We start from the raw sequence: 14,797 nt of genomic DNA, 5'->3' as shown, positions 1-14,797 counted from the left end.
GGCAACTCCTCGCTGCGCCCCTTCTCCTTGCCAATAGTGGCCTTTCATCTAACTGTCACATTCCAGACATAGAGTGTTCACACGGCCTCCCGATACTTGGCCCCGATCCAACTATCCCTATCTGCTAGGAGCAAGGCATGAAACTGAAACGTTTGATGGCGGCAATGACTTTTGTCGCTGCTGGCGTTGCGACCGCCAACGCGGTGGCCGCTGGTGTTGATCCGGCAATCCCGGCGTACGTGAAGACCACTGGTGTGTCGGGCAACTTGTCCAGCGTCGGTTCCGATACCCTGGCTAACCTGATGACCCTGTGGGCCGAGGGTTACAAAAAGGAATACCCGAACGTCAACATCCAGATTCAAGCTGCCGGTTCTGCTACTGCGCCACCTGCGCTGACTGAAGGCACCTCCAACCTGGGCCCGATGAGCCGCAAGATGAAGGACACCGAGCTGGCGGCCTTCGAGCAGAAGTACGGCTACAAGCCAACCGCTATCCCGGTTGCCGTGGATGCCCTGGCCGTGTTCGTGCACAAGGACAACCCGATCCAGCACCTGACCATGGAACAAGTCGACGCGATCTTCTCCTCGACTCGTCTGTGCGGTGGCAAAGCCGACGTGAAAACCTGGGGTGACCTGGGTGTGACCGGCGACCTGGCCAACAAGCCGGTTCAGCTGTTCGGTCGTAACTCGGTATCCGGCACCTACGGCTACTTCAAAGAAGAGGCCCTGTGCAAAGGCGACTACAAGCCAAACGTGAACGAACAACCTGGCTCGGCTTCGGTCGTGCAGTCGATCAGCTCCTCGCTGAACGGCATCGGTTACTCGGGCATCGGCTACAAGACCGCCAGTGTGAAAACCGTGGCCTTGGCCAAGAAAGGCAGCACTGACTTCATCGAAGACAGTGAAGAAAACGCCCTGAACGGCAAATACCCGCTGTCGCGTTTCCTCTACGTGTACGTCAACAAAGCCCCGAACAAGCCTCTGGCCCCGCTGGAAGCTGAGTTCGTGAAGCTGGTTCTGTCCAAACAGGGCCAGGAAGTTGTGGTGAAAGACGGCTACATCCCACTGCCAGCCAAAGTCGCCGCCAAGGCCCTGGCTGACCTGGGTCTGAAAGAAGGCAACTGATTGCCTCTGCGGGGCCGGAGTACCGGCCCCGCATCCGAATTTTCTAGTCCGCTGCCAGCCTTGCTTCGCGGCGGATTTGTTGCGTCACTGCACTGTCATCTTTCTGTCATACAGGATCGCTAGGGTGTGCGCATGAATGATCTGGCCAATTCCACCATGACGACGACTTCTCCCCCCAAGCGCATTGATTTCAATACGCCTGAGCTGCAACGCAAGCGCCGCATTCGCGCGCTCAAGGATCGCCTGACCCGTTGGTATGTGCTGGTCGGCGGCCTCGCCGTCCTCGGCGCCATCACCCTGATTTTCTTCTTTCTTGCTTATGTCGTCGCGCCGCTGTTCCAAGGTGCCTCATTGACCAAGGAAGACGCCCTGACCCCGGCCTGGATCCAGGACGCGGGCAAGCCGCTGATGATCTCCCTCGAAGAACAGAACCAAGTCGCCATGCGGGTTTCCGACAAGGGCCAGGCACTGTTCTTTAATGTGGAAACCGGCGCTGAACTCAAGCGCGTCGACCTGCCACTGCCTGCCGGCACCCGCGTTGCCTCTATCGGTGAAGACCAGCCCGGTAGCCCGTTGGTGATCCTCGGTCTGTCCAATGGCCAGTCCATGGTGTTCCGCCACACTTATAAAGTGTCCTACCCGGACGGCAAGAAAACCATTACCCCTGCGATCGAATACCCCTACGGTGAAACGCCGATCGTGCTGGATGACGCCGGTCGCCCACTGGAGCATGTCGCCCTTAACGCCACCGATTCTACCTTGGTGGTTGCAGGTTCCGCCGGTTCGCACTTGAACGTGCTGTCCCTGAGCCGCGAAGAAAACATGATGACCGGCGAAGTCACCAGCGAGCAGAAGCGCATCGAACTGCCGCAGATGACCGAGCCGGTGAAGGCGATCTTCATCGACCCACGCCAGCAATGGTTGTACGTGATCAACGGCCGCGCCCTGGCCGATGTGTTCAGCCTGCGCGACAAGAGCCTCAACGGGCGCTACAAATTGCTCGAAGACGGCACGGCCGAAATCACCGCCAGCACGCAACTGGTGGGCGGTATTTCGCTGATCGTCGGTAACTCCAAAGGCGGCCTGGCCCAGTGGTTCATGGCCCGCGACCCGGATGGCGAGCAGCGCTTCAAGCAGATCCGCACCTTCCAGATGGGAACAACGCCTATCGTAGAAATTTCTGCCGAAGAACGTCGCAAAGGCTTCACCGCCCTCGATGCTTCCGGCAAGTTCGGCGTGTTCCACAGCACCGCGCACCGCACCCTGTTGGTCGACCCTGTAGTCGATGGCCAAGGCGTGTACGGCATGTCGCCACGGGCCAACCGCGTGATCGTCGAAGCCGGCGGCAAGCTGCAGCCGTTGATGCTCGACAACCCGCACCCGGAAGTGTCGTGGAGCGCACTGTGGAGCAAGGTTTGGTACGAGAACTACGACGAGCCTAAATACGTCTGGCAATCGACCGCCGCCAACACCGATTTCGAACCCAAGATGAGCCTGGCCCCGCTGACCTTCGGCACCCTGAAGGCTGCGTTCTACGCCATGCTGCTGGCTGCACCTCTGGCCGTTGCCGCCGCGATCTACACCGCGTACTTCATGGCCCCGAGCCTGCGTCGCAAGGTCAAGCCGGTGATCGAACTGATGGAAGCCATGCCGACGGTGATCCTCGGCTTCTTCGCCGGCCTTTTCCTGGCGCCGTATGTGGAAGGGCATCTACCGGGCATCTTCAGCCTGTTGATGCTATTGCCGATTGGCATCCTGGTGGCCGGTTTTGTCTTCAGCCGCTTGCCTGAATCGATCCGCCTGCGAGTTCCCGATGGTTGGGAAAGCGCGATCCTGATCCCGGTGATCCTGTTCGTGGGCTGGCTCTCGCTGTACATGAGCCCGTACCTGGAAACCTGGTTCTTCGGCGGCGACATGCGCATGTGGATCTCCCACGACCTGGGCATCACCTACGACCAGCGCAACGCTCTGGTAGTCGGGTTGGCCATGGGCTTCGCAGTGATCCCGAACATCTACTCCATCGCCGAAGACGCCGTGTTCAGCGTGCCGCGCGGCTTGACCCTGGGCTCGCTGGCCTTGGGCGCCACACCGTGGCAGACCATGACACGCGTGGTCATCCTGACCGCCAGCCCGGGTATCTTCTCGGCGCTGATGATCGGCATGGGCCGTGCTGTCGGCGAGACCATGATCGTGTTGATGGCCACCGGTAACACCCCGGTGATGGAGATGAACCTGTTCGAGGGCCTGCGCACCCTGGCGGCCAACGTGGCGGTGGAAATGCCCGAGTCGGAAGTCGGCGGCAGTCACTACCGCGTGCTGTTCCTCTCGGCGCTGGTGCTGCTGCTGTTCACCTTCATCATGAACACCCTCGCGGAGCTGATCCGTCAGCGTCTGCGCAAGAAATACTCGTCGCTTTAAGAAAGGTAGAAGTCTGTGAAACAGAACTCCCTGAATGGATGGTTCAAGAGCGGCGCCCCCGGCGTCTGGATCAGCGGTGGCGCGGTGTCCATCGCGGTCATCATGACCATTGGTTTGCTGGCGGTGATTGCCGTGCGTGGCCTCGGCCACTTCTGGCCGGCCGACCTGATCCAGGCCAACTACAACGTGCCGGGCCAGGCCAACCATATCGTCATCGGCGAAGTGGTGCAGAAAGAAGAAGTGCCTCGCGAGCGCCTGAAAAGCGCTGGCCTGCCGGTGCCGGACCAAGGCCCGGAGTTCATGACCCGCGAGCTGATCAAGGTCGGCAACCGTGACCTGAACGGCAACGACTTCACCTGGATCGTCGGCGAGTGGCTCAAGGACCAGACCACGCCGGCGAACCTGATGACCATCGAGCGTCGTGAGTGGGGCAATTTCTACGGCACCCTGGTCAACGTCAAGCAGGACGGCAAGGTCATCGCCGAAGGCGAGGCCGCATGGCCGGAGCTGCAGGCCCGTGTGGATCGCGTCAACAAGCTGGCCGCTCAGCTCAAGACCCTGGAGAAATCCGACATCGGCGCGATCAACGCCGGTCTCGAACGTATCCGCCTGCACGGCCGCAAGCTGGAGCTGGAAGGCAAGCTCGACGCTGCCGCCCAGGCCGACATGGATGCTGACCGCGCAGAACTGAATGCCCGCTACCAGGACATCGAAGCCCGCCTGGCCGACCTGCACGCCCAGTTCAACCGCGACGCGCTGACCGCCCGCGACGGCAACGGCAAGGAAGTGGAAATCGGCATCGGCAAAGTGGTGCACGCCTATCAGCCGAACGCCATGGGCACGATCACCAAGATCGGCTTCTACTTCAGCAAGGTCTGGGAATTCCTCAGCGATGACCCACGGGAAGCCAACACCGAAGGCGGGATTTTCCCGGCCATCTTCGGCACCGTGATGATGACCCTGATCATGGCGATGATCGTCACCCCGTTCGGCGTGCTGGCGGCGGTGTACCTGCGTGAATACGCCAAGCAGAACACCCTGACCCGCGTCATCCGTATCGCTGTGAACAACCTGGCCGGTGTACCGGCCATCGTCTACGGCGTGTTCGGCCTGGGCTTCTTCGTGTATGTATTGGGTGGTTCGGTTGACCGCCTGTTCTTCGCCGAAGCCCTGCCGGCGCCGACCTTCGGCACGCCGGGCCTGCTGTGGGCCTCGCTGACCCTGGCGCTGCTCGCGGTGCCGGTGGTGATCGTGGCCACCGAAGAGGGCCTGGCGCGGATTCCTCGCACCGTACGCGAAGGCTCCCTGGCACTGGGCGCGACCAAGGCGGAAACGCTGTGGAAGATCGTGCTGCCGATGGCCAGCCCGGCGATGATGACCGGCATGATCCTCGCCGTGGCCCGCGCCGCGGGCGAAGTGGCGCCGCTGATGCTGGTCGGTGTGGTGAAACTGGCGCCGTCGCTGCCGCTGGATGGCAACTACCCGTACCTGCACCTGGACCAGAAGATCATGCACCTGGGCTTCCATATCTATGACGTCGGCTTCCAGAGCCCTAACGTCGAAGCCGCACGGCCGCTGGTGTACGCCACTGCGTTGCTGCTGGTGCTGGTGATCGCCACGCTCAACTTGTCGGCGGTGTGGATCCGTAACCACCTGCGCGAAAAATACAAAGCGCTAGACAGCTAAAGCTATTAGCCACAAGCGGCAAGCTACAAGCCGCTTTTGCTCAAATCTTGCAGCTTGCAGCTAAAGGCTGGCAGCTACGAACGGAGTGAGACCATGCAACAAGACACCCACACCCACGGCATCAACATGTCTGCCCTGGGTCGCGACAAGCAGAGCCTGAGCCTGGCCCAGGAAACCGTGGCCATCGAAGTGCCGGGCCTGAGCCTGTACTACGGTGAAAAGCAGGCGCTGTTCGACGTCAGCATGAACATCCCCAAGCAGCGCGTGACCGCCTTCATCGGCCCGTCGGGCTGCGGTAAGTCCACGCTGCTGCGCACCTTCAACCGCATGAACGACCTGGTGGACGGCTGCCGCGTAGACGGTGCCATCAACCTCTACGGCACCAATATCTACCGCAAGGGCGAAGACGTGGCCGAGCTGCGTCGTCGCGTGGGCATGGTGTTCCAGAAGCCCAACCCGTTCCCCAAGACCATCTACGAAAACGTGGTCTACGGCCTGCGCATCCAGGGCATCAACAAGAAGCGCATCCTCGACGAAGCCGTCGAGTGGGCCTTGAAAGGCGCGGCGCTGTGGGACGAAGTCAAAGACCGTCTGCACGACTCGGCCCTCGGCCTGTCCGGCGGTCAGCAACAGCGTCTGGTCATTGCCCGCACCATCGCGGTTGAGCCGGAAGTGCTGCTGCTCGACGAACCTTGCTCGGCACTCGACCCGATCTCCACGCTGAAAGTCGAAGAGCTGATCTACGAGCTGAAATCCAAGTTCACCATCGTCATCGTGACCCACAACATGCAACAGGCGGCGCGGGTTTCCGACTACACCGCGTTCATGTACATGGGCAAACTGGTGGAGTTCGGCGATACCGATACCCTGTTCACCAATCCGGCGAAGAAGCAGACCGAAGACTACATCACCGGTCGTTATGGCTAGTTGGGGCAGCTGCAAGCCGCAAGTTTCAAGCGGCAAGTAAAGGAAGTTTGATTAACGACACACATCAGCTTGCAGCTTGTAGCTTGCGGCTTACAGCTTTTGCGGAGCAAAACCATGATTTCGAAGGAAGGCCTTACCCACCACATCTCCGCGCAGTTCAACGCCGAGCTTGAGGAAGTGCGCAGCCACCTCCTGGCGATGGGCGGGCTGGTGGAGAAGCAAGTCAACGACGCCGTCACCGCGCTGATTGAGGCCGACTCGGGCCTGGCCCAGCAAGTGCGTGAGATCGACGACCAGATCAACCAGATGGAACGCAACATCGACGAAGAATGCCTGCGCATTCTGGCCCGTCGCCAGCCGGCGGCGTCCGACCTGCGTTTGATCATCAGCATCTCCAAGTCGGTGATCGACCTGGAGCGCATCGGCGACGAAGCCACCAAGATCGCCCGCCGTGCCATCCAACTGTGCGAAGAAGGCGAAGCGCCGCGCGGTTACGTGGAAGTGCGCCACATCGGCGACCAGGTGCGCAACATGGTGCGCGATGCCCTCGACGCCTTTGCTCGCTTCGATGCTGAGCTGGCACTGTCGGTGGCCCAGTACGACAAGATCATCGACCGCGAATACAAGACCGCGCTGCGTGAACTCGCGACCTACATGATGGAAGACCCCCGCTCTATCTCGCGGGTCTTGAGCATTATCTGGGTGCTGCGTTCCCTGGAGCGTATCGGCGACCACGCGCGCAATATCTCGGAATTGGTGATTTACCTGGTGCGCGGCACCGACGTACGGCACATGGGCCTCAAGCGCATGAAGGCCGAAGTTGAAGGTTCGGCTGATCTTATCCCTAATGTTCCGGGCCAAACTGACGATAAGTAAGGTTGCCCGAGAAATTAACGCCCGGCCTTTGGTCGGGCGTTTTTGTTTGTGGCCACTGAATTTTTTGCACGTTGAGCGAGATAAATTCCCAACGTGACTACCGAGTTTTGGCAAAATGCCATCAGTCAGGCGTCTTGCGTGCCGAAGTTTTAATTAGGATGAAGGGTCGATGAGTAAAGTCAGTGTATTGGTGGTGGATGACGCCTCGTTTATCCGCGACTTGGTGAAGAAGTGCCTGCGCAACTACTTCCCCGGGATCAAGCTTGAAGACGCGGTGAACGGCAAAAAGGCCCAGGCCATCCTGATGCGCGAGAGCTTCGACCTGGTGCTGTGCGACTGGGAAATGCCGGAGATGTCCGGCCTTGAATTGTTGACCTGGTGCCGTGAGCAGCCTCACCTCAAGGCAATGCCGTTCGTGATGGTGACCAGCCGTGGCGACAAGGAAAACGTGGTCCAGGCCATCCAGGCCGGAGTATCGGGTTACGTCAGCAAGCCGTTCACCAACGAGCAGTTGTTGAACAAGGTCAAGCAGGCCCTGCACAAAATCGGGCGCCTCGACGCCTTGGTCGCCAGTGCTCCGACCAAAATGAACTCTGCCTTCGGTAACGATTCCCTGAGCGCACTGACCGGCGGTAAGCCCGAAGCGGCGCGTGCGGCGCCGGTTGTTGCAGCCGCTCCAGCGCCGAGCAAAGGCTTGCTCAACAGCCCGCCGGTACAAGCCCCTTCAGCAGCGCCGGCCGGCGGTCGTGGCCAGGGCCAGCTGCGCCTGTCCAGCGGCAACCAGCAATGCGTGATCAAGGCGCTGAGCATCAAGGAAGCGCTGCTGGTGGTACGTCGTGGCGAAGTCCTGCCTCAGGTACTTGAAAGCGCCGTGCTCGACCTGGAGCAGGGCGACAACGCCGAAGTGGCCCGTCTCAACGGCTACCTGCACGCCATCGTCGCCTTTGAGCCCAAGCCTGACAGCGATTGGCTGCAGCTGACCTTCCGGTTTATTGACCAGGACGCGCAGAAGCTCGACTACATCTCCCGCCTGATCGCACGGGGTACGGCGCAGAAGCATTTTGTGCCGGGTGCCTGATTTGTAGTGAGCGGGCAAGCCCGCTCACTACAGACTGTAACGATCCCTTGCTAACCTGCCGCTCAGTCATCCCGGCAGGTTCACGCCATGCTCATGCGCTTATTGCTGTGCGGTGGGCTGGCAACGGTCGCTTTGTCGACCCAGGCCATGACCCTCTACAAATCCACCGATGCCAACGGCGTGGTGTTTTTCAGTGACCGGCATACTCCAGGCGCCCAGGCGTTTGTGATTCAGGAGCGCAAGGTCGAACGCGTGAAGCCGCCGATGCTGGTCGTGCCCAAACCGAGTGATCAACAGCAGGCCTACCGCTACCCTTTGCCCTGGCGTGGCGGCCCGTTTCGCCTGAGCCAAGGCCCCAACGGCAGCTTCAGCCATACCGACGCCAAGAGCCGCTACGCCATGGACATCGCCATGCCCGAGGGCACGCCGATTATTGCGGCGCGCAGCGGAATGGTGGTGAAGACCGAGAATGAGCAGGTCGGGCGTGGCAATGATGCGTCGGGGAATTTTGTGCGAGTGCGTCATGACGACGGCAGTGAGGCGGTGTACCTGCACCTCAAGCAAGGTTCGGTCAGCGTTCGGGCAGGTCAACGTGTGGCGGTGGGAAGCCCGCTGGCCCTGTCGGGCAATACCGGCAACAGCAGCGGGCCGCACTTGCATTTCGTGGTGCAGCGCGCCACTGAGGCGGGGCTGGTGTCGATCCCGTATGAGTTCAACCAGCCCGTGGGTGCATTGCCCAACTTTGCGTTGGGCAATTGAGAGTCAATCCAGCAGCAGCACCTTGGCCAACACGATTTTCGGCCCTTTCATCTTCTTGATGATGATGCGCAAGCCTTCCACCTCCAGCACTTCTTCCTCTTCCGGCACGCGCTTGAGGGTGTCGTAGATCAGACCGGCCAGGGTTTCGGCTTCGATGTGATCCAGGTCCACGCCCAGCAGGCGCTCGACCTTGAACAGCGGCGTGTCGCCACGCACCAGCAGCTTGCCCGGCTGATAGGCCAGGATGCCGCGTTCGGCCTTACGGTGTTCGTCCTGTATATCGCCCACCAGCACTTCCAGCACGTCTTCCATGGTCAGGTAGCCGATGATCTTGCCGTCGGCTTCTTCCACCAGGGCGAAGTGCGCGCCGCCTTTGCGGAACTGCTCCAGCAGTTGCGACAGCGGCATGTGCCGCGACACACGCTCCAGCGGGCGGGTCAGCTCGGCCAGGTTGAACGACTCGGGGATGTGGTCCAGGGCCGCCAGTTCCAGCAGCAGGTCCTTGATGTGCAGCAGGCCCACGAATTCGTTGCGCACCGCGTCATACACCGGGTAGCGGCTGAATTTGTGGCGGCGGAACAGCGCGAGGATTTCCTTGAGCGGGGCGTTGAAGTCCAGGGTCACCAGGTCTTCTCGGGAGTTGGCCCAGTCCACCACTTCCAGTTCGCCCATTTCCACGGCGGAGGCCAGCACGCGCATGCCTTGGTCGCTCGGGTCCTGACCACGGCTGGAGTGCAGGATCAGCTTGAGTTCTTCACGGCTGTAATGGTGTTCGTGGTGCGGGCCAGGCTCGCCTTGGCCGGCGATACGCAGGATGGCGTTGGCGCTGGCGTTGAGCAGGTAGATCGCCGGGTACATGGCCCAGTAGAACAGGTACAGCGGCACCGCCGTCCACAACGACAGCAGCTCGGGCTTGCGAATCGCCCAGGACTTGGGCGCCAGCTCACCGACCACAATGTGCAGGTAGGAAATCACGAAGAAGGCGGCAAAGAACGACACGCCCTTGATCACTTCCGGCGACTCGACGCCCACGGCGCCCAGCAACGGTTCGAGGATGTGCGCGAAGGCCGGCTCACCGACCCAACCCAGACCCAGCGAGGCGAGGGTGATACCCAGCTGGCAGGGCCGACAGGTAGGCGTCGAGCTGGCTGTGCACGGTGCGCAGGATCTGCCCGCGCCAGCCGTTCTTGTGGGCGATGGCCTCGACCCGAGTCGCGCGCAGTTTGACCATGGCAAATTCCGCCGCAACGAAGAAACCGTTGAGCAGTACCAGGATCAGTGCAAAAAGAATCATGCCGAAGTCGGCGAAGAGTGTAGCGAGGGTGATACCAGGGGAAGGGTCCATGATGGGGTTTTGCAGGTTCCGTGTGTTCAATAAGGGGTGGCAGGTGGGCCTGAAAGGCAGGCGCAAGTCGGCCAATGTAGCGGCTGACGGGGCGCTTGCCTAGTGCCCACTGCCGGGCGGGCCGTCAGGTGTCCTGATCAATTGCCTTTGATCGGGTCATCTGTGCTGGCGGGAAATGGCAGGTAAACGTACTGCCATGGCCCAATACGCTGCTGATCTCCAAGCGCGCGCGGTGACGCAGCAGCACATGCTTGACGATCGCCAGGCCAAGCCCGGTGCCGCCGGTGTTGGAGTTGCGGCTGGAGTCGACACGGTAGAAACGCTCGGTCAGGCGCGGCAGGTGCTTGGCGTCGATGCCGATGCCGGAGTCCTGCACGCTCAGGTGCGCGCCCTGTTCGTCGGCCCACCAGCGGATGCGGATATTGCCTTTGTCCTGGGTGTACTTCACGGCGTTGAACACCAGGTTGGAAAACGCGCTGCGCAATTCGCCTTCGCTGCCTTTGAGCAGCACGGCCGGGTCGGCTTCCAGAGTGATCTGTTGCCCGCGTTGACCGGACAGGGCCTGGGCGTCGTTCTTGATGGTCTGCAGCAGGCTTTGCACGGCGACGGGATGGTTGTCCGAGGGGTAATCGGTCGCCTCCAACTTGGCCAGCAACAGCAGGTCGTTGAGCAGTGTCTGCATACGTGAGCCTTGCTGCTGCATCTGCTGCAGGGCACGGCTCCAGCGCGGATTGATCTCGTCGACGTTGTCCAGCAGCGTCTCCAGATAGCCGCAGATTACCGTCAGCGGTGTGCGCAACTCGTGTGAGACGTTGGCGACGAAGTCTTTGCGCATCTGTTCCAGCTGGTGGATGCGGGTGACGTCGCGCACCAGCATCAGGTGTTCATTGTTGCCGTAGCGCGTCAGGTACAGCTGGATACGCACGCGGTCATTGGTGGGCGAGGGGATTTCCAGGGCTTCTTCGTAGTTCTCCTGTTCGAAGTACTCCTTGAAGCGCGGATGGCGCACCAGGTTGGTCACCGGCTGGCCGCTGTCCTGGGGCGTCTTGAGGCCCAGCAGGGTCTCGGCGGCGCGGTTCCACCATTCCAGGTTACCGTCGCTGTCGAGCATGATCACCGCATCTTTCAATGCGGCGGTGGATTCCTGCACCCGGTCGATCACCGCTTGCAGGCGCCCGCGTACCCGTTGGTCGCGGCGTTGCAAATGGTAGATGCTGTCGAACACTTCGCCCCACAGGCCGTAGCCATCGGGCGGTGCTTCGTCGGGTTTGTGCTGGCGCAGCCATTCATGCAGGCGCAGCAGTTGCTTGAGGGTCCAACCCAGGTACAAGGCAATGCCGGCTGCCAGGCTCCAGCCGTAGTAACCGCTGATCAAACCCACCAACAGGCAGCCGGTGATCAGCAAAAGCATGTGGCGGATCAGGGTGCCATGCCAGTTTTGGTTCACTTGAACATGCGTCCTTGTCAGCTGTTAAGTCAGGCTCAGCCCTTGGTGGAAAATCGATAACCGGTGCCGCGCACGGTTTGTACCAGATTCTCGTAGGCATCGCCCAAGGCTTTGCGCAGGCGGCGGATATGCACGTCCACGGTGCGCTCTTCCACATACACGTTGCCACCCCACACCTGGTCCAGCAATTGGCCGCGGGTGTAGGCGCGCTCCTGATGGGTCATGAAGAATTGCAGCAGGCGATATTCGGTCGGGCCCATCTCGGCTGGCTTGCCGTCGATGGTCACGCGGTGGCTGATCGGGTCCAGCAGTAGGCCGCCGACTTCGATGGGCGCTTCACCATCGGTCGGGCCGGCGCGGCGCAATACGGCTTTCAGACGCGCTACCAACTCGCGTGGGGAAAACGGCTTGGTGATGTAGTCATCGGCGCCAACTTCCAGGCCTTGGATCTTGTTGTCCTCTTCGCCTTTGGCGGTGAGCATGATGATCGGGATGTCCCCGGTCAGCTCGTCACGTTTGAGACGGCGGGCCAGTTCGATACCGGAGGTGCCGGGCAACATCCAGTCCAGCAGGATCAAGTCCGGCTTGCGGTCGACGATAATGGCATGGGCCTGCTGGGAGTTCTCGGCCTCCAGGCAGTCGTAGCCGGCCATTTCCAACGCAACGGCGATCATCTCGCGGATGGGCGCTTCGTCGTCAACAATCAGAATGCTCCTGCCAACCATGCTCAAAAATCCTCTTGTCATTTAACTGTCTTGCGCCGCATTAGATAACGGAATTATTGCAGTCGTGTGACAGTAATTTAGTCGCTCAGGCAATTCCCGCCTCTCTGGACTACGCTTTGGGTCCGAATCCTGACAACCACAAAAGGAAGGTTCCGATGACTTACAGCACGATTTCCTGGAAAGCCCTGCTGGTAACGGCGGCGTTGACGCTGCCGACCCTGGCGTTCGCGGCGGAACCCGCGATGACGAAAGACGGGATGTTGGTCGACCACAAGGGCATGACGCTATACACCTTTGCCAAGGACGCCGATGGCAAGTCCATGTGCAACGACAAGTGCGCCACCAACTGGCCTCCGCTGATGGCTGAGTCCACCGATAAGCCCATGGGGAAATGGACCGTCATCACCCGTGACGATCAGAAAAGCCAATGGGCTTACAGCGGGAAGCCGCTCTATACCTTCATCATGGACAAGAAGGCGGGCGACATGACCGGTGAGGGAAAAATGGACGGGGCCTGGAAAGTCGCCAAACCTTGATGCATACCCCTAACGGTGAGGGGCCTGGCCCCTCATCGAAACGCGTAATCCGCCACAATCCCGACAAATATCGCCAACCCTGCCCAGTGGTTGTGCAAAAACGCCTTGAAGCACTTCATCCGATCCTTGTCCCGTGTATACCAGAACTCCCAGGCAAAACAGCCTGCCGCCGCCAGCAACCCCAGGTGGAACCAGCCGCCCAGCTCAAACCGTGCCCCGGCCAACAACAGGCAGCCCAGTGATAGCCCCTGCAAGGTCAGAATGATCACGCGATCAGCTTCACCAAACAGGATGGCCGTAGATTTCACACCGATTTTCAAATCGTCATCGCGATCGGTCATCGCGTAATAGGTGTCGTAGCCCACCGTCCACAGCAGGTTGGCGATATACAGCAGCCACGCGGTGGCGGGCAGGCTGCCGGTCTCGGCAGTGAACGCCATCGGCATGCCCCAGGAAAACGCCGCCCCCAGCACCACCTGCGGGTAGTAGGTGTAGCGCTTCATGAACGGGTAGCTCGCCGCCAGGGCCAGGCCGCCGAGGGACAGCAGGATGGTGGTGGCGTTGGTCAGCAGCACCAGCAGGAAACTGATGCCCATCAGCACCGCGAAAAACACCAGCGCCTCTTTCGAACTGATCTTGCCGCTCACCAGCGGGCGCTGCTCGGTGCGCTTCACATGGCCGTCGACCTTGCGGTCGGCCCAGTCATTGATCACGCAGCCACCGGCGCGGGTCAGCACCACACCCAGCACAAAAATCACAATATTGAGCAGGGACGGCGAGCCCTTGCCGGCGATCCACAGCGCCCACAGCGTCGGCCACAACAGCAGGTAGATGCCGATGGGCTTGTCCATGCGGGTCAGTTGGATGAAGTCCCAGGCCCTCGGGTTCAAGTGGTTCAGGGATTTGAGCAGACGCTGGTACATCAGCAGTTCTCCGGATGGGCGTGCAACGCGTGCCAGAAGCTGGGCAGAAAGACCTCTGCGACCAACACGCTCAGCGGCCCGCGATCAAAACGTGAACGGCGCGCCCATAGTCCGTCGACCTGATCCGCCGCAGGCAGCCATTCTATTGGGTAATGGCACACCTCGATGGCCTGGCGCGTGAATGCCTGGTCGCAGAACAACAATTCGCCCAGTGAGCGGCTGCCCAACTCATCCATATGCAAGCCGTCGCCCTGCAAGGCGCTGCGTGCCGCCACGCTGCGCGCGAACACCCAAGGCTGGCCGTGCCCGCGCAAATACACCTCGCGTACCCAGCCGATACTGGCCGGTGGCAATGCCAGGGCGGCGCATTCATCGTCTCGCAACGGTTGCCAGCCCTCGAACAGCGGCGTCACGCTGAAACCGTCGTTGGACAGCCACGTCAGCCGCCGTGTCAGTGAGTCTTCGTTGAACAGCCAATTGAGGGTCAAGGGCGCGGGCGCAGGGTGCAGAAGGCTCTGGATCAGCCATTGGCAAGCATCGGGAGGGTCGATTGAGTGCGGCACGGTGAGTCAGTATTGGCAGCAAAAGAGGCGGCGAGCTTACCATGACGCCTCTGGTTTTTGCCGGACCGAACCGGCTGTTTGCGTCGATCGTGCTTGCATCTGCCGGCCCCGATCAGTACAAAACGCCCTGAGCCGCACGGCAACGCGGGTCTATCGACCGTCGGCCAAGATGCCTGACCCTGAGGAAGCAAGTGATGAAGAAGTGGCAATGTGTAGTCTGTGGCCTGATCTATGACGAGAAAGACGGCTGGCCGGATGACGGAATTCTGCCTGGCACCCGCTGGGAAGACGTCCCGGAAGACTGGCTGTGCCCGGACTGCGGCGTGGGCAAAATGGATTTCGAAATGATCGAAATCGGCTGATTTTTGGTTTTCAGATAAGTACTACAAG

The 14,797-nt window shown here is 60.8% G+C and carries 13 protein-coding genes and 1 pseudogene; 9 read left to right on the top strand and 5 right to left on the bottom strand.

Annotated features, from left to right (window positions below):
- The first annotated feature begins 137 nt into the window (after positions 1-137).
- From AYR47_RS06395 to AYR47_RS06365, 7 genes are all read left to right on the top strand, one after another.
- The gene (locus AYR47_RS06395; protein ID WP_016978637.1) at positions 138-1,124 is read left to right on the top strand and encodes a phosphate ABC transporter substrate-binding protein PstS; all 987 of its coding nucleotides are present in this window, start codon (positions 138-140) and stop codon (positions 1,122-1,124) included.
- Between the two features lie 384 nt (positions 1,125-1,508).
- Positions 1,509-3,542: an ABC transporter permease subunit gene (locus AYR47_RS06390; RefSeq protein ID WP_208603936.1), complete on the top strand. Its 2,034-nt coding sequence runs from the start codon at positions 1,509-1,511 to the stop codon at positions 3,540-3,542.
- Positions 3,543-3,557: 15 nt separating this feature from the next.
- Positions 3,558-5,228, top strand: coding sequence for a phosphate ABC transporter permease PstA (gene pstA, locus AYR47_RS06385; RefSeq protein WP_033897271.1), 1,671 nt, complete (start codon positions 3,558-3,560; stop codon positions 5,226-5,228).
- Positions 5,229-5,321: 93 nt separating this feature from the next.
- A complete protein-coding gene (gene pstB / locus AYR47_RS06380) occupies positions 5,322-6,155 on the top strand; it encodes a phosphate ABC transporter ATP-binding protein PstB (RefSeq protein WP_025856391.1) in 834 nt (277 codons plus the stop codon).
- A 114-nt stretch (positions 6,156-6,269) separates the two neighbouring features.
- Positions 6,270-7,031 carry a phosphate signaling complex protein PhoU gene (gene phoU / locus AYR47_RS06375; RefSeq protein ID WP_016978634.1) on the top strand — a complete coding sequence of 254 codons (762 nt, stop codon included), beginning with the start codon at positions 6,270-6,272 and terminating at the stop codon, positions 7,029-7,031.
- Positions 7,032-7,200: 169 nt separating this feature from the next.
- A complete protein-coding gene (locus AYR47_RS06370; RefSeq protein ID WP_016978633.1) occupies positions 7,201-8,109 on the top strand; it encodes a response regulator in 909 nt (302 codons plus the stop codon).
- A gap of 87 nt (positions 8,110-8,196) precedes the next feature.
- Positions 8,197-8,868, top strand: a complete 672-nt coding sequence (locus AYR47_RS06365) for a peptidoglycan DD-metalloendopeptidase family protein (protein ID WP_061434641.1) — start codon at positions 8,197-8,199, stop codon at positions 8,866-8,868.
- A gap of 3 nt (positions 8,869-8,871) precedes the next feature.
- Here AYR47_RS06365 and AYR47_RS06360 read toward each other — a convergent pair.
- The 3 genes and pseudogenes from AYR47_RS06360 to phoB all read right to left on the bottom strand — a co-directional run bounded on the left by AYR47_RS06360 (position 8,872) and on the right by phoB (position 12,385).
- Positions 8,872-10,213: pseudogene (locus AYR47_RS06360) on the bottom strand (hemolysin family protein).
- Positions 10,214-10,337: 124 nt separating this feature from the next.
- Positions 10,338-11,624, bottom strand: coding sequence for a phosphate regulon sensor histidine kinase PhoR (gene phoR, locus AYR47_RS06355; protein WP_237142560.1), 1,287 nt, complete (start codon positions 11,622-11,624; stop codon positions 10,338-10,340).
- 71 nt (positions 11,625-11,695) lie between these two features.
- Entirely contained in the window at positions 11,696-12,385 is a 690-nt protein-coding gene (phoB, locus tag AYR47_RS06350) for a phosphate regulon transcriptional regulator PhoB (RefSeq protein ID WP_003176964.1), read from the bottom strand.
- A 155-nt stretch (positions 12,386-12,540) separates the two neighbouring features.
- Here phoB and AYR47_RS06345 point away from each other — a divergent pair, with 155 nt between their 5' ends.
- Positions 12,541-12,921, top strand: a complete 381-nt coding sequence (locus tag AYR47_RS06345) for a COG4315 family predicted lipoprotein (RefSeq protein WP_038845531.1) — start codon at positions 12,541-12,543, stop codon at positions 12,919-12,921.
- A 32-nt stretch (positions 12,922-12,953) separates the two neighbouring features.
- Here AYR47_RS06345 and ubiA read toward each other — a convergent pair whose 3' ends face one another.
- Entirely contained in the window at positions 12,954-13,844 is an 891-nt protein-coding gene (gene ubiA, locus AYR47_RS06340) for a 4-hydroxybenzoate octaprenyltransferase (RefSeq protein WP_033897275.1), read from the bottom strand.
- The gene (locus AYR47_RS06335) at positions 13,844-14,407 is read right to left on the bottom strand and encodes a chorismate--pyruvate lyase family protein (protein WP_033897276.1); all 564 of its coding nucleotides are present in this window, start codon (positions 14,405-14,407) and stop codon (positions 13,844-13,846) included. The genes ubiA and AYR47_RS06335 overlap by 1 nt, the downstream gene beginning before the upstream one ends.
- Before the next feature lie 194 nt (positions 14,408-14,601).
- Here AYR47_RS06335 and AYR47_RS06330 point away from each other — a divergent pair, with 194 nt between their 5' ends.
- Complete coding sequence (locus tag AYR47_RS06330; RefSeq protein ID WP_015886569.1) at positions 14,602-14,769, top strand: rubredoxin; 168 nt, start codon at positions 14,602-14,604, stop codon at positions 14,767-14,769.
- Positions 14,770-14,797 lie beyond the last annotated feature (28 nt).

Source organism: Pseudomonas azotoformans (assembly GCF_001579805.1).
In the GTDB taxonomy this organism is placed as follows: Bacteria; Pseudomonadota; Gammaproteobacteria; order Pseudomonadales; family Pseudomonadaceae; genus Aquipseudomonas; species Aquipseudomonas azotoformans_A.
Note: the sequence above shows the minus strand (reverse complement) of the source record. Positions and strands in the feature narration are given on the sequence as shown.

Bases quoted from the DNA above. Each gene is read 5' to 3' on its own strand.
- phoB (WP_003176964.1), bottom strand. From the start codon at position 12,385: ATGGTTGGCAGGAGCATTCTGATTGTTGACGACGAAGCGCCCATCCGC.
- ubiA (WP_033897275.1), bottom strand. From the start codon at position 13,844: ATGTACCAGCGTCTGCTCAAATCCCTGAACCACTTGAACCCGAGGGCC.
- AYR47_RS06345 (WP_038845531.1), top strand. From the start codon at position 12,541: ATGACTTACAGCACGATTTCCTGGAAAGCCCTGCTGGTAACGGCGGCG.
- pstB (WP_025856391.1), top strand. From the start codon at position 5,322: ATGCAACAAGACACCCACACCCACGGCATCAACATGTCTGCCCTGGGT.
- AYR47_RS06395 (WP_016978637.1), top strand. From the start codon at position 138: ATGAAACTGAAACGTTTGATGGCGGCAATGACTTTTGTCGCTGCTGGC.
- AYR47_RS06370 (WP_016978633.1), top strand. From the start codon at position 7,201: ATGAGTAAAGTCAGTGTATTGGTGGTGGATGACGCCTCGTTTATCCGC.
- AYR47_RS06330 (WP_015886569.1), top strand. From the start codon at position 14,602: ATGAAGAAGTGGCAATGTGTAGTCTGTGGCCTGATCTATGACGAGAAA.
- AYR47_RS06365 (WP_061434641.1), top strand. From the start codon at position 8,197: ATGCTCATGCGCTTATTGCTGTGCGGTGGGCTGGCAACGGTCGCTTTG.
- phoU (WP_016978634.1), top strand. From the start codon at position 6,270: ATGATTTCGAAGGAAGGCCTTACCCACCACATCTCCGCGCAGTTCAAC.
- phoR (WP_237142560.1), bottom strand. From the start codon at position 11,624: ATGCTTTTGCTGATCACCGGCTGCCTGTTGGTGGGTTTGATCAGCGGT.